Here is a 13756-nt window from a genome sequence, read left to right as displayed (position 1 = left end):
TTAGACTAAATTATTATCATCTCGGCTATGCTCGATGAGCATTCATTTTTACAAATATTGAATCAACACTAACTGAACTACACACGCATTCTCAACATGAATCAACCCACTTTAATATTTGACATTAAGCGCTATGCCATAAACGATGGCCCTGGTATTCGCATCACCATCTTTTTAAAAGGATGTCCGTTGCGCTGTGCCTGGTGTCACAACCCTGAAAGCCAGCACAAACATCAGCAGAAGATGTACAACAACAGTAAATGCATTTCATGTGAAGAGTGCGTTAAACAATGCCCTGAGAACGCCTTATCGCTAACTTCTGATGGCATTGCAACCAATATTGAAGCATGCACTCTGTGCGGAATCTGTGCCGATGTATGTCCAACTAAAGCCATCGAAATGACTGGCAAATTAATGAGTACAGAAGAGATCATGAGCCAAATTAAAAAGGAAATCTTATTGATGGATAAATCCGAAGGCGGTGTTACCTTTTCAGGTGGCGAACCCTTGCTACATCATGAATTCTTAATTCCTCTTTTAGATGCATGTGGCAATGAAGGAATTCATCGTTGTGTTGACACCACGGGATATGCTTCACCAGAAGTGTTGATGGAAGTTGCCAAACGAACTGATCATTTTCTGTACGATCTTAAAATGATGGACTCTGAGAAACACAGTCAATGGACAGGCATGCCTAATCAAAAGATATTAAACAATCTAAGAACACTGGCTGCCACAGGGGTTGCTATGAACATCCGTATTCCACTTATCAAAGGAGTTAATGACGATGATTATAACATACATGAATCAGCAAAATTTATAGCTAACCTGGAAGGCAAAAAGCCATTGGTTAACCTCTTACCCTTTCACAATATTGCAGAGAAAAAATACGAGAAGCTTGGTGAAAATTATAATAAAGGTGAAATGGCGGAACCAAGTCCTGAGCGTTTAAAAGAAATAGTTACCATTTTTGAATCATACGACATTAAGGCCATGATTGGTGGATAATCTGTAAATTGCCTTAGTTGTAAAAAAGAGGGTATCCAAAAAATATAGAACGATCTTCGAACTGATCCCTGAGCTTGTCGAAGGGGAAGCCGAGATGGAAATCTCACCTTGCTGACATTCAACTTAAAATCACTTCGACTTCGCTCAGTGAACGGTCTCAAAAAATATTTTTGAATATCCTCTTCTTGTTATAGCAAATGCTATTTGTTTTTATTTTTAACCAAAATCAATTTACCGGTACTGAAAAAATCGGTATGCCATTCTTCAGGTACGTCATGCACATACGCCTTTGTCATAGCCATGCCTGATGCCCCTTCGTATTTACCTGTTCCGCCAGTAAAGTACATTGGATCGTTAAACTTCGCTTGATAGTAATCTGAATTTGACTCATCATTGGGAACAATTTGTCCCTCGGGAATTTCAAGAAACAATGTATCTCCATTGGCCGCAACAAACCAACCTGTGGTTCCCCAATAAGAACCATCTTCCATATTGTTACAAAAAGTCATGGTAGTTGTTATTTTTCCCATATGGGTAATATTGCCCTCTCCTTTCATTGTTAGAAAGAAAATTGGCATTTCACCACAGCTTCTATCATTAATATCACTGTGATTATAAACCGTAAAATCAGCCTTAAATGGCACTATCTTAAGATTAGACTTACCATTTTCCATGAAGTATTCAGAGCATCCACCCATCAAGCTCAAACAGATAACCAATAAGATAAGAGATAATTTAGCCTTCATTTGCCTGTAATATTAAGTTTTAAAATAAATGAGCTCACTTTCAAACTCATATTTACCTACTTGTTAACACCTTACACTCAAGTGTAATTTGAGAAATCATTATCGTTTTAATGCAGATCAAAAAAGGAAAGAGGAATCCAGTAACCAACAAATTTAATATCGAATCTTTCCCTTGTAAAGCGAATCGCACAGCTATTTTATAGAAAAGAATTCAAAAATCGAATCATCACATCTTATTAAAAAATGGCCAGTTAAATGATTTTTCATAACTTAAGCTAAAATAATTATCGCCATGAATAAAAAACTTTTACTAGCAACCTTAGCACTTATACTGTGCACAAGCTTTTCTCAGTCACAGAATAAAAAGTCTAATGCAATTAAATGTGGTGAAGTTGAAAAGCTTGCCAGCGACTTTAAATTCACAGAAGGTCCTGCCGTTGACGCCGAAGGCAATGTGTATTTCACCGATATTCGAAATCACATGATATTGATCTGGACCATTGAAAATAAACTGGATACGTTTCGCACAGAAAGTGGCAGGGCCAATGGTTTATATTTCGATAGCAACAATTCACTAGTGGTATGCGAGGGCGAAGAAGGAAGAATTACTTCAACCAGTACCGAAGGGAAACTAACTATACTGGCGAGTAAGTTTAATGGCCAACGCTTCAACCAACCCAATGATTTATGGATCGATCCCAAGGGAGGTATTTATTTTACAGATCCATTATACGGTGGCGATGATAAGAATATTCCACAGGATGGGATGCATGTTTATTACATTCTTCCTGATCGTTCATCAGTAATCAGAGTTTGCAACGATTTGAAAAAACCTAACGGACTGATAGGAACACCCAATGGTAAAATACTCTATGTAACCGATGCTCAAGCCGGGAAAACCTTCCAATATAACATCAATAAAAACGGCACACTTGATAACAAGAAGCTCTTTGTTGAATTGGGTTGCGATGGTATGACGATTGATACAAAGGGCAACCTATACCTAACACCTCGAGGGAAAAGCAGTGTTGATATCTATTCTTCATCCGGTCATTTTTTGCATGCTATAGAAGTCACTGAACGACCTTCAAATGTATGTTTTGGTGGAAAAAACAGGGAACAGCTTTATATCACAGCACGCACTTCTATCTACAGAGTTGATATTAACAGACGAGGTATAAATTAATTAAGCCCTCTTATTAGGCTAAAATAAGTGCAAATTAATTTTAGAAAATCATATCTTTCAAAAGATCTAATTAATAAGTGTAAATGAAACGATACATCTTACTTGCAGCAATTATAATAGTAAATCTCAGCGCTATTTTCTCAAACAACTTACTACACAACAACTATTTGCGAAAGGGCATTAGCCTAAATGGCAAATGGAATTACATTGTTGACATGTATGAAACCGGTTATTACAACTATCGATGGCAACCCCACGATGGCTCACCCAATCCAGGAGCAGGCGCATTTTACACCAATACCAAACCAAAAAACAAAATGGATTTGGTGGAATATGATTTTGATGCTTCCCCCACCCTTTTAGTACCGGGAGATTGGAACTCACAAAAGGAAAAATTGTTTTATTACGAAGGGACCCTATGGTACAAAAAGTCCTTTGATCTACCCAATTATAATGCATCAAAACGATATTATTTACATTTTGGTGCTGTTAACTATCGGGCTGATGTTTATGTAAATGGCAAAAAGTTGGGTACGCATAAAGGAGGCTTTACGCCTTTCAATTTCGAAATGACTGATGTGCTAAAAGCCAAAGATAATTTTGTGATTTTGCGCGTTGATAATAAAAGAGCTGCTGATGAAGTACCCACCTTAAATACCGACTGGTGGAATTATGGTGGAATAACCCGCAATGTAACTATTTATGAGCTAAGTCCAACTTTTATTGAAGATTACAGCCTGCAACTAGATGAAAATAATTCGAAATTAATAAGTGGTTACGTTCAATTAAATGGAAATAATAAAGCCAATTCCAAGGTCACAATCAGCATTCCCGAGCTTAATCTACAGAAAGAATTCATCACTAAATCTGATGGTTCAATTGCTATTGCAATTCCCCTTAAAAAATATACAGCCTGGAGCGACACAGACCCAAAACTATACACAGTTAATTTGCATACCAATGAGGACAATGTAACGGACAAAATAGGTTTTCGTCAAATAGAAACGCGTGGATCAGATATTTTACTTAATGGTAAAACCGTTTTCTTAAAAGGCATTTGCATTCATGAAGAAAATGTAATGCGAGGTGGCAGAGCTCACTCCATGGAGGATGCACGTATGCTTCTGAACTGGGCTAAAGAGCTAGGTTGTAACTTTGTTCGCCTGGCACATTATCCGCACAATGAACACATGGTTCGACTGGCTGATGAAATGGGCTTGTTGCTGTGGGAAGAGATACCAGTATACTGGACCATTCAGTGGGGAAATCCTGAAACCTACAAAAAAGCTGAACAACAACTGAGCGAAGTGATACATCGAGATAAGAACCGCGCTTCGGTCATAATTTGGTCCATGGCTAATGAAACACCCATGTCGGATGAACGATTGGCCTTTTTATCAAAATTAGTAAATACAACACGTAAATTGGACAAGGTTCGTTTAATAAGTGCAGCACTTGAAGACCATGGAAAAGAGAGCGATAACAACATCATGGTCGTGGAAGATCCTTTTGCCGACATGGTGGATATATTAAGTTTTAATCAATATTATGGCTGGTATGGCGGCGACATTGATAACATTAAAAATATTCGTTGGGAAATCGACATCGATAAACCTGTAATAATATCGGAATTTGGAGCTGGTGCCTTACAAGGCTATCATGCAGATAACATGACCCGATGGAGCGAAGAGTTTCAGGAATTACTCTATGAAGAAACCTTACCTACCTTGGCTAAAATACCACAATTGAGCGGCATCACACCATGGATATTGGCCGATTTTCGTTCGCCACGTCGCATGCTCATTCCCTATCAGGATGGATGGAATCGTAAGGGTTTAATCTCAGAAACTGGCAATCGAAAAAAAGCCTTTTTTACTTTGCAAAAATTCTATTCCGAATTAGAAAATAAATAAGCCACTAAAATCAACATAAACGTGCCTGCTTTTAATTGTTAAACAATACTAAGAGCTGGCAAATTGAATATATAAGGATATGAGAAACAGTTATATTTTAGCAACACTTATTGTTTTTCCTTTAACAAATCCCTTATTTCTGATAACAATTCAATATCCCTTGGTGTGTTAACGGTATTATCCATTACATCTTCAGCCTTTCTTCTCAATTTATTAAATACCTTAATTACCAAAAAAACGGTGATTGCAATAATAAAGAAATCAAATACAACCTGAATAAAATTACCATATCGTATTACTAATAATTCTTGTATGATTTTCCCGTTTTGGTCAGTTAATTCATTTTGAAGCACAATGTTTAAATTCTGGAAATTAACCTTCCCAATTATTACACTAAAGGAAGGTAGAATAATGTCATTAACTAAAGATGATACGATTTTATTAAATGCCACACCTATAATAATTCCAATTGCCATATCAAACATATTACCCTTAATGGCAAACTCTTTGAATTCCTTGATTATTTTCATTCGAACATTTATTAATGTGATGATGTAATCTTTCTTCTTATAAAATTCCTTATGGCTCCTTCCGCAGCTGACGAATTACTGATGAGATCCTTGCACAAAGCTTTATTTATTTTTTTCACACTTCAATATGCTATAATTAATGATCACTGTTGGCTTGCTCATGATTCCTTATGCAATGCTAAAACCACTTTTTCCTTTTAAAATAAATTATCATGGAGATGGCTATTACCAAGATTACACCCCACATAATGAAGTAGCTATACTTATAATGAAGTTCAGGAATATTATCAAAATTCGTCCCATAAATACCTGCAATAAAAGTCAGTGGTATAAATATCACTGAAAATATTGTCAAGAATTTCAAGATAGCATTCAGTTGATTACTCACATTTGTATGAAACATATTTAATTGATTGGATAGAATCTCCCGATAACTATCCAACAAATCATTAGCTTGATTTATATTACTTTGAAGTTCTTTTAAATGTATACCAATGTTCTCATTCATCAACTCTGAATCTAATTTAACAAGACTCATTATCATCTCTAGGCATGGCTTTATAGCTTTTCTAATATATATAATTTCACCTTTGTATTTATTTATAGCTTCCAAAGTAGAATTAGATGGTTTAGATATCAATTCTTCATCCAAGGATTCAATCTTCTCCCCAATTCGACTTATTATGTAGATGTAATTATCAATAACAACATCTAGAAGTGCAAAAGCTAAATAATCTGAGGCAGAGCTCCGAATTCGTTTTTTGTTTTTTCTCAGACGTTTTCTAATAGGTTCAAAAACGTCTCCTTCTTTTTCTTGAAAAGAGATGAGCAAATTTTCCTTAATAATAAGGACTAAGTTTTCAGCTGTAATTTGATCATCTACCCCATTATATTGAAGCATCTTTACAGAAATGCAGATGCAATTATCATATTCTTGAATCTTAGGTCTTGCATGCGTATTCAACACTTCTGGAACGATCAATGAGTCTAATTTAAACCCCAATGATATCTCCTCCATAATTTTTTCATCATGCAGTCCATCGATATTTAACCATGAAGTTGTAGTTGAGTTATCGAAACGAATAGTTTCACAAACATTTTTAACTTCAAATTCATCAAGCTTTTCCAAATCAAAATCAAGCACTCGAAGTCTTATATAGTCACTTTTTTTCTCACCTCTAAAAAGAATCGCATCAGGTGATATTCCTATTGCTTCTTTTTTTGCTTTAATAAACCTTGCCATATCACATGTAAATTGAATTATTTGCTCGCCCTATCGCGATTATCATTTCTTTTGAATATTCCTCAGCGTTGTCGAATACTTATTCAACTTTTTCAACAAATCTCTTAGCTATATTAAGTAACACGATTGCTTTGGCTTTCATTTTTACATAAAATACTTCACCAATCTGTTACATCAGCAACTACTCAAAACTAGTAAAGATGTTATCCTTCGTGAGAGCAATGTAATTAAAAAGTTGAACACTGATAAATTCTATCCTATGCACTAAAGTGATAAAGCATTTTTCTTTATATTGCATATGGCTTACAGAATAAGTCTGATTGCATCAAGGAATAAGTATCATATCTATCTAATGTACAGCAAAAAAATGAAACTATACTTAAGCGTCTTTTTAACAGCAATATTACTTGCCTGCAATGGTCGTACTAATGAATCAAAAAAGAGCGATGGCACAGTAGTTATTTCTCGCGAAAAATATGCCGATCAACTTTATGGCTTTTGGCTGGGGCAATGCATTGCCAATTGGACAGGCTTGGTAACCGAAATGGATAAAATTGGTAACATCGGTGAAATTAAAACCGGTGACTTTTACACCCGACACGATTGGGGACAAGCAGATCAGCCCAGCATATGGGGACAAGGTGTACCAAGTGATTTATCTGAAACCATTGATTTTGTATTCAGAGACACTTCTGAAATATGGGGAGCTGATGATGATACAGACATTGAATACATGTATCAACATTTGATGTACACCCTCCAAACAAGCGTTTTAACACCGCAACAGATTCGTGATGGGTGGTTAAAACACATTATGTCGGAAGAAGAGAACTTCCTATGGGTTTCGAACCAAAAAGCATTTGACCTAATGGGCGATAGCATTCTGCCTCCTGAAACCAGCAATCCAACATTAAATGAGCATTACGACATGATTGATGCCCAACTAACCACCGAAATATTTGGTTTATTTGCTCCCACCCGACCTGATGTAGCTCTAAAGCTGGCTCACCTTCCAATTCAAACAACAGCAAGGGAAGATGCCGAGTTCATTTCGAAATTCTACGTTAGCATGTATGCTCTGGCATCAGTAAATCACTCTGATACCATTAGCCAACAAATTCATTGGATGGCACAAGAAGCAAGAAAGGTTTTACCGGAAGAGTCATACGCATCACTTATGTATGACTACACCTATCAACTATACAAAAGTGGCATTCCCTGGGAACAAACACGCGATTCAATCTACGTCAGATACCAGATCAATCAGGAAGATGGCTACGACTTAACATCTCGCGAAATGTATTGCAATGGCTGCTTTGCTGCGGGTATTAACTTTGCAGCCAGTCTGGTTAGCTTATTTTATGGCGAGGGCGATATTGTTGAAACCATTAAAATAGGTACGCTTGCCGGTTGGGATTCAGATAACCCAACAGCAACCTGGGGTGGCATGCTTGGTTTCATGATTGGGAAAGATGGCGTAGAAAAAGCTTTTGATCGCAAATTCTCAAACCGTTTCAACATACACCGCACGCGTCAAAATTTTCCGAATGATGGTAATGACACCTTTGAAAACATGGCACAAAAAGGAATATCCATTGTTGATATGGTAATAAAAGAAGACATGGGAGGAACGATTGATTTAAAAACAAATACCTGGCTAATTCCTAAATTACAATAATGAATTATCAAACTTAAACAGTTTCTAAATCAATAAGTATGCACTGCTTGTTAAAATCAGAGATATTTTAGTTTTCTTTATAAAAAAAAGAAATAAATTCATCCTAGATTAATTATGAAAACATACATACGAATTGTCATTTTAAGTCTTTTTATACTTTTACCTTTTGTAGGCAATTCTCAAATCCTCATCTCTCTACTGTTTGGCGAGGCATTAAATTCTCCTAATATCGAATTTGGCCTTTCTGGCGGCATGAATCGCTCTACAATTTACACCATTGACGATGCTGAGCCCATGAATAATTTTGATCTTGGCTTTTATTTTCACATCCTGCTTAAAAACAATAGTTACCTAAGTACAGGCGTACATGTTAAATCTCAGGTAGGTGCCACAGGTATGCCTACATACTCAATGGGTGATCCCGAATTCGATGAGGTTTATAAAGATGCAACGCTAACGAAGAAAATTCCCGCCTTTTATGTACCTATTCTTTTTCAGCAGCGATTTGCAAAGCGATGGTACATTGAATTGGGACCCCAGCTTGGTTTAATTTATAAACCAAAAGACACCTTTGATCGATCAGCGTTTGATGGTGAGCTTACCTACACACGTGATGTAAAAGATGAATACAAACACATTGATGCAGGTATGCTGGGAGGTATTGGTTATAAATTCAAAAAGGAGATAAAAAGCATGGCTGTTGGTGTTAATTATTATTACGGACTAACTGACATTAGTAAGAATCCTGATCAAAGTATAAAAAACTCTGCCGTTTATTTCTATATTAAAATCCCTATTGGTCTGGGTAAAAAGAAAGAAGAAAGTTGAAAATCATGCCTTTAAGATCGTAAGCATAACTGAGTTTATTCCTAAAGATACCAGATTACGAGTCGTACAGTAATTAAGGATCAGTCCATTAAAAAAGCAAAAATGAACTTAGAAGAATTGCGTTCTCTATTTCCGGTAACTAAAGAAGCTGTTTATCTGAATAGTGCTTCACAGGCACCATTGAATACTTTGGTTAACAAGAGACTTCAGAACTATTTAAAAACAGAAATTAACCCGCTTGGCAAAAAAGCATTCAATCGCAATGATACACGTAAGCTACTCTCTAAACTATTGGGTGGATCACCTGATGAGTATGCCTTGGTAACAAGTACAGGAGCTGGATTAGGAATTATTGCCCAAGGCATAAATCTGAATAAAGGGGATAATATCGTACTTGCCGAACGAGAGCACTGGAACAATACTTTCCCTTGGTTAAACCTGAAAGATAAAGGTATTGAAGTTCGCTTTGTAAAAACGAATAATGACAACAGTATTGATCCTGAAGCTTTTGAAAAACTGATCGATCATAAAACCCGTATTGTAACTCTTGCCGCGGTTCGATACAACAGTGGTTTTAGACCGAACCTAAGAGCCATTGGAGAACTAGCTCATAACATGGGAGCTTTATTTGTGGTTGATGTGGCACAAGCCGCTGGCATGATACCAATTGACATAGAAAGAGATCAGATAGACATTATGGCTGGCTGTGGTTTTAAATGGTTACTTGGCATGCATGGAACAGGATTTTTATACGTGAACAAAAAAGTGATAAATAGGGTTAATCCTATAATGCCAGGCATGTATGCAGCGGAAAATACTTATAAGGAACTTTCGTATCATGAGGATTCTAGAAGATTTGAGACTGGTACAATTGCTTATTCCCTATTTGATGCATGGTCGGCAGGAATTGAATTACTCCTTGAGATAGGAATTGAAACCATATATGAAAAAGTGCTTGTACATACAGATGTTTTGATCAAGGGACTAAAGGAGAAAGGCTATACCATTGTAACACCAATAAAAAAGCGAGAAGAAAGAACAGCCATCGTTCATTTTAATGCAGGTTCAATAACCAAGACAAAAGCACTTTACCAAAAGCTCACAGAAGCAAAGATTCTGTTGACTTTGCAAAAAGAGAATATCAGGGTTAGTCCTAATTTTTTCACAACAGAAGAGGAAATTAGAATATTTCTTAGTTTAATTTAATCTCAACAAACTTTGATATACAAATTCAGATGTATCCATACCACAACAAAATAAAGCAACGCATAAAAAACAACGAGCTAGAATCCTACGAATATGTAAAAGAATATAAAAACATAAGTCCCTGCTTATTATTACACTTTAGTACTGAACCTAAGGTACGACCAATTCGTCAACACCGCTTTGAAGAGTATGAAAACTTATTGAATGAGCTCGCCTAAATAGACAATTTCAGGTATCACAAAACAGTCTTACTTCTTTTTCTCTGATGGCACTTTATTTTTCCACCACGATGCAAGCGTTGAACCAGTAATATTCATGAGTGGACCAAAAACCGCTGGAGCCAATCCAACGGTAGCTACCTTACCCATTTGAAGTGCCAATCCCGAGGCTAATCCCCCGTTTTGCATACCTACCTCAAGAGCAATGGTTCTGCAATCTTGTTCTTTAAGTCCAAATAATCTACTAAGCGAATAACCCAATCCATATCCCAATGTATTATGAAGTAAACAGGCCAATATTAGCATCAAGCCAACTTCAAGCAAGCTATCTCTACCTGCAGCTGTAATAACAACGATAATTACTGCAATACCAAACATAGACGTAAAAGAAAGAATCTTATTCAGTGTCTCTCGGCCTTCTTTCATAAAGTTTTTAAAGGCTAGCGCAACAATAATAGGCAAGACAATGAAATTCAAACCATCAAATAATACACCTTTAAAAAATTCGTAATACATTACAGAATCTCCTCCTACAGAGTTAAGAATATTCTTAATAACTATGATAGCAAAATAAGCCAGAAGCTGAATAATTTTGGTCTTTCTTGTGTTGTCACCAAAGGCAAATAGATTAAATATCAGACCTGCACAAATTGGTAAAATAACCATATTAAAAATCCCAGCCATCATATCAAGGAAATTGATTGTCACCATTTCTGAAGCAAATATCTTCATCATCAAAGGCGTCATTAAGGGCGATAAAAGCGTCGCAAAAGCGGTTAAAGTAACCGACAAGGCCAAATTGGCTTTTGCAATAAATGACATAACATTGGAAGCCATGCCACTTGGCGATGACCCAACTAAAATAATTCCTGCAGCTATTTCAGGTGGAAATTTAAAGATGTAAGCAATCGAAAAACCTATAACTGGCATAATTGTAAACTGGCAAACAACTCCAATTAATACACCTTTAGGCATTTTAATGACACCCGCAAAATCATTTAAACTCATCTGTGACCCCATGCCAAACATGATTAGCTGAAGCAGAGGAACAATAAGTAACTCAGTTTTAAAATCTCCAATCGAGAGAAAGTATTCAGGGTAAGAAAGCGATGCTACAACAGCCCCTAATATCCATAGAGAGAAAGAAAAACCTCCCCAAAATTTTATTTTATTTGTAAAAATCGCCAAGCCAATAATTCCAGAAATTAAGAATATTGGTGCCAGACTTAAACGCTCTGTTATAAAGAGGACAAGCGAAATAAGGATTAAAACACTTGCCGTTATAATAAAATACTTTCTCATCAGAATCTTGCTATAAATATTTATACATCGCTTATAGCATCTAAAATACAATTATTTTGGTTCAATATGAATTATAGTGGCCACCCTATAAACTGGGGCTTTGCCCCACACCCCACTTCATTTTTTCATTAAAGTAAGCTTTCATTGACATAATAACAATGTTTTAACGACGCTGTGGTTTTTGACGCTCTTGTGTTTTCAAATAAGCTTCATACTTCTTGATCTGATCTTTGGTCATTTCAGCTTTTACATCCTTCTCTAAATCCGACTTCAATGCCTCCATTTCTGATCTATCCGGACGGCTCGAACCAGAAACTTTCGCATCAACTTCCTCAAAATGTTCCTCGTACAATTCGAGCACTTTTTCCTCTTGTTCTTCGCTTAAATCTACCTTCTCACTTATTTCGCTTACCATCTTCTTAATTTGTTTTGAACTTGGTAAGGATGGTGGTCCTTGTTGCCCACCACCTCTTTGTCCTCCACCAGGAGGTTGCGCAAAACTGATTCCACAAACTAAAATAAATGATAGAAGTACAATTGATTTTAAATTTTTCATGGTATGTAATTTTACTGAAGAGCCCTTATAAACCACTCTTCTGATTAATATTATTTATTTGACATCGCGCACTAATCGCACATAGTTATAAAAACGCTCTCCTCCCTCGAGGTAAAACTTCTTTATTTATTGTATTCAAATTGATTACAGAAGCGAATGTATTTATTGATAGTATTAATGGAAAATGAAATCAACAAACCAGAATATTTCATCTACAAAAGGCCTGTTTTTATAGATCAGAAAACATGGAAATTGATCTTTTTAACCTAGACATAAGCTTGTTTGCATATCACTTATAAAATCGCAACAAAAAAAAACCGCCTCTATTGAGACGGTTTTTCATATTAAACTAAGTTGTTTTTTGCTTCAATAAGAAGCAAGGCTTAATTTTTACAATAAGATTAAATTCAAAAGAAATTAATTACTTCAACCTCAAAAATCAAAATACTATTAGCAGGAATAGATTCTTTTACATCGCTACCATAGGCCATTTGAGATGGGCAATAAAAAATAGCTTTGCCACCCTTCTTAAGTTTTGGGATACCTACTTGCCATGCCTCTATTAGGTTATAAAGTGGATATGAACTTAAGGTATTTTCATCGAACACTTCACCGTTTAATAAGGTTCCTTTATAACTAACACTAACAGACGCATTATCAGGGACATTATCGCCCTCACCTGGTTCAATAATCTCATAATACAAACCCGATTCATCACGCTCGGCATTTATCTGGTTCTCGGCAATATAGGCTGCTAATATATCCTCATCAATATCCGCCTGATCGCGTTTAACATCTATTTCAAAAATAACAACAGAGTTGGCAGGTACACTTGCACTACTATTAGCACCATAAGCTAATCCTGATGGTATAAATAAATTAATCCGTCCTTCACGATTTACTTTAGGAATACCAATTCGAAAGCCATAAAGCATAGGAGATAAATACCCCGTTATGTTTTCACCCTCTGTATCAGCAAACACCTTTCCACTTGTTAAATATCCCTTGAGCGAAAAAGTGATCTTATCATCCTTAGTGATATCCTCTCCAATAGGAGCACCATCACCCATTTCAATAATTTCATAGTACAAGCCTGAAGGATCACGCTCGGCATCAATACCATTTTCAGCAAGATACTCACTTATAATTCCCTCATCAACGATGGCATAGTCTACAACCTCATCTTCTTTTAAACAACTTGCCAGTAAAGGCAATAGCAACGATAAAATAATTATTTTTCTCATCCTCTTTCTTCCCTTATTTAATTATCGATCAATTTAACTCCAATACTTAATCATCTAATATGCTAAAAACACCAAAAACATTTTCTGCAATACCTGTA

General features: G+C 36.1%; 13 protein-coding genes. 7 read left to right on the top strand and 6 right to left on the bottom strand.

Annotation, left to right across the window (positions count from 1 at the left end):
- Positions 1-96 precede the first annotated feature (96 nt).
- Positions 97-1008: a glycyl-radical enzyme activating protein gene (locus ACRD7B_RS01925; protein ID WP_430822764.1), complete on the top strand. Its 912-nt coding sequence runs from the start codon at positions 97-99 to the stop codon at positions 1006-1008.
- Between the two features lie 200 nt (positions 1009-1208).
- On the opposite strand, the gene ACRD7B_RS01920 is transcribed toward ACRD7B_RS01925, so the two are convergent.
- Positions 1209-1754: a hypothetical protein gene (locus ACRD7B_RS01920; RefSeq protein ID WP_430822763.1), complete on the bottom strand. Its 546-nt coding sequence runs from the start codon at positions 1752-1754 to the stop codon at positions 1209-1211.
- 292 nt (positions 1755-2046) lie between these two features.
- Here ACRD7B_RS01920 and ACRD7B_RS01915 point away from each other — a divergent pair, with 292 nt between their 5' ends.
- Positions 2047-2940, top strand: coding sequence for an SMP-30/gluconolactonase/LRE family protein (locus ACRD7B_RS01915; protein WP_430822762.1), 894 nt, complete (start codon positions 2047-2049; stop codon positions 2938-2940).
- A gap of 83 nt (positions 2941-3023) precedes the next feature.
- Positions 3024-4853 carry a glycoside hydrolase family 2 protein gene (locus ACRD7B_RS01910; protein ID WP_430822761.1) on the top strand — a complete coding sequence of 610 codons (1830 nt, stop codon included), beginning with the start codon at positions 3024-3026 and terminating at the stop codon, positions 4851-4853.
- Between the two features lie 107 nt (positions 4854-4960).
- Here the strand turns inward: ACRD7B_RS01910 and mscL are convergent, their stop codons facing one another.
- Both mscL and corA read right to left on the bottom strand, forming a co-directional pair.
- On the bottom strand, positions 4961-5383 hold the full coding sequence (gene mscL, locus ACRD7B_RS01905; protein ID WP_430822760.1) for a large-conductance mechanosensitive channel protein MscL: 423 nt from the start codon (positions 5381-5383) through the stop codon (positions 4961-4963).
- Between the two features lie 178 nt (positions 5384-5561).
- Positions 5562-6626, bottom strand: coding sequence for a magnesium/cobalt transporter CorA (gene corA, locus ACRD7B_RS01900; RefSeq protein ID WP_430822759.1), 1065 nt, complete (start codon positions 6624-6626; stop codon positions 5562-5564).
- 367 nt (positions 6627-6993) lie between these two features.
- Between corA and ACRD7B_RS01895 the strand changes: the two genes are divergently transcribed.
- The 4 genes from ACRD7B_RS01895 to ACRD7B_RS01880 all read left to right on the top strand — a co-directional run bounded on the left by ACRD7B_RS01895 (position 6994) and on the right by ACRD7B_RS01880 (position 10556).
- Positions 6994-8304 carry an ADP-ribosylglycohydrolase family protein gene (locus tag ACRD7B_RS01895; protein WP_430822758.1) on the top strand — a complete coding sequence of 437 codons (1311 nt, stop codon included), beginning with the start codon at positions 6994-6996 and terminating at the stop codon, positions 8302-8304.
- A gap of 114 nt (positions 8305-8418) precedes the next feature.
- Positions 8419-9132, top strand: coding sequence for a porin family protein (locus tag ACRD7B_RS01890; protein ID WP_430822757.1), 714 nt, complete (start codon positions 8419-8421; stop codon positions 9130-9132).
- A 102-nt stretch (positions 9133-9234) separates the two neighbouring features.
- On the top strand, positions 9235-10338 hold the full coding sequence (locus ACRD7B_RS01885) for an aminotransferase class V-fold PLP-dependent enzyme (RefSeq protein ID WP_430822756.1): 1104 nt from the start codon (positions 9235-9237) through the stop codon (positions 10336-10338).
- Between the two features lie 29 nt (positions 10339-10367).
- Entirely contained in the window at positions 10368-10556 is a 189-nt protein-coding gene (locus ACRD7B_RS01880; protein WP_430822755.1) for a hypothetical protein, read from the top strand.
- Positions 10557-10586: 30 nt separating this feature from the next.
- On the opposite strand, the gene ACRD7B_RS01875 is transcribed toward ACRD7B_RS01880, so the two are convergent.
- The 3 genes from ACRD7B_RS01875 to ACRD7B_RS01865 form a co-directional block, all read right to left on the bottom strand.
- Positions 10587-11858, bottom strand: coding sequence for a bile acid:sodium symporter family protein (locus ACRD7B_RS01875; RefSeq protein WP_430822754.1), 1272 nt, complete (start codon positions 11856-11858; stop codon positions 10587-10589).
- Between the two features lie 163 nt (positions 11859-12021).
- Positions 12022-12414, bottom strand: a complete 393-nt coding sequence (locus ACRD7B_RS01870) for a hypothetical protein (protein ID WP_430822753.1) — start codon at positions 12412-12414, stop codon at positions 12022-12024.
- A 407-nt stretch (positions 12415-12821) separates the two neighbouring features.
- Positions 12822-13658 carry an FKBP-type peptidyl-prolyl cis-trans isomerase gene (locus tag ACRD7B_RS01865; RefSeq protein WP_430822752.1) on the bottom strand — a complete coding sequence of 279 codons (837 nt, stop codon included), beginning with the start codon at positions 13656-13658 and terminating at the stop codon, positions 12822-12824.
- Positions 13659-13756 lie beyond the last annotated feature (98 nt).

The sequence above is a fragment of the Carboxylicivirga fragile genome, assembly GCF_050589805.1.
GTDB classification, from domain to species: Bacteria; Bacteroidota; Bacteroidia; order Bacteroidales; family Marinilabiliaceae; genus Carboxylicivirga; species Carboxylicivirga fragile.
This window is presented reverse-complemented; position numbering and strand designations above follow the sequence as displayed.

Coding starts and splice junctions, on each gene's coding strand:
- ACRD7B_RS01910 (WP_430822761.1), top strand. CDS start 3,024: ATGAAACGATACATCTTACTTGCAGCAATTATAATAGTAAATCTCAGC.
- ACRD7B_RS01865 (WP_430822752.1), bottom strand. CDS start 13,658: ATGAGAAAAATAATTATTTTATCGTTGCTATTGCCTTTACTGGCAAGT.
- ACRD7B_RS01880 (WP_430822755.1), top strand. CDS start 10,368: ATGTATCCATACCACAACAAAATAAAGCAACGCATAAAAAACAACGAG.
- corA (WP_430822759.1), bottom strand. CDS start 6,626: ATGGCAAGGTTTATTAAAGCAAAAAAAGAAGCAATAGGAATATCACCT.
- mscL (WP_430822760.1), bottom strand. CDS start 5,383: ATGAAAATAATCAAGGAATTCAAAGAGTTTGCCATTAAGGGTAATATG.
- ACRD7B_RS01870 (WP_430822753.1), bottom strand. CDS start 12,414: ATGAAAAATTTAAAATCAATTGTACTTCTATCATTTATTTTAGTTTGT.
- ACRD7B_RS01895 (WP_430822758.1), top strand. CDS start 6,994: ATGAAACTATACTTAAGCGTCTTTTTAACAGCAATATTACTTGCCTGC.
- ACRD7B_RS01915 (WP_430822762.1), top strand. CDS start 2,047: ATGAATAAAAAACTTTTACTAGCAACCTTAGCACTTATACTGTGCACA.
- ACRD7B_RS01885 (WP_430822756.1), top strand. CDS start 9,235: ATGAACTTAGAAGAATTGCGTTCTCTATTTCCGGTAACTAAAGAAGCT.
- ACRD7B_RS01875 (WP_430822754.1), bottom strand. CDS start 11,858: ATGAGAAAGTATTTTATTATAACGGCAAGTGTTTTAATCCTTATTTCG.
- ACRD7B_RS01890 (WP_430822757.1), top strand. CDS start 8,419: ATGAAAACATACATACGAATTGTCATTTTAAGTCTTTTTATACTTTTA.
- ACRD7B_RS01925 (WP_430822764.1), top strand. CDS start 97: ATGAATCAACCCACTTTAATATTTGACATTAAGCGCTATGCCATAAAC.
- ACRD7B_RS01920 (WP_430822763.1), bottom strand. CDS start 1,754: ATGAAGGCTAAATTATCTCTTATCTTATTGGTTATCTGTTTGAGCTTG.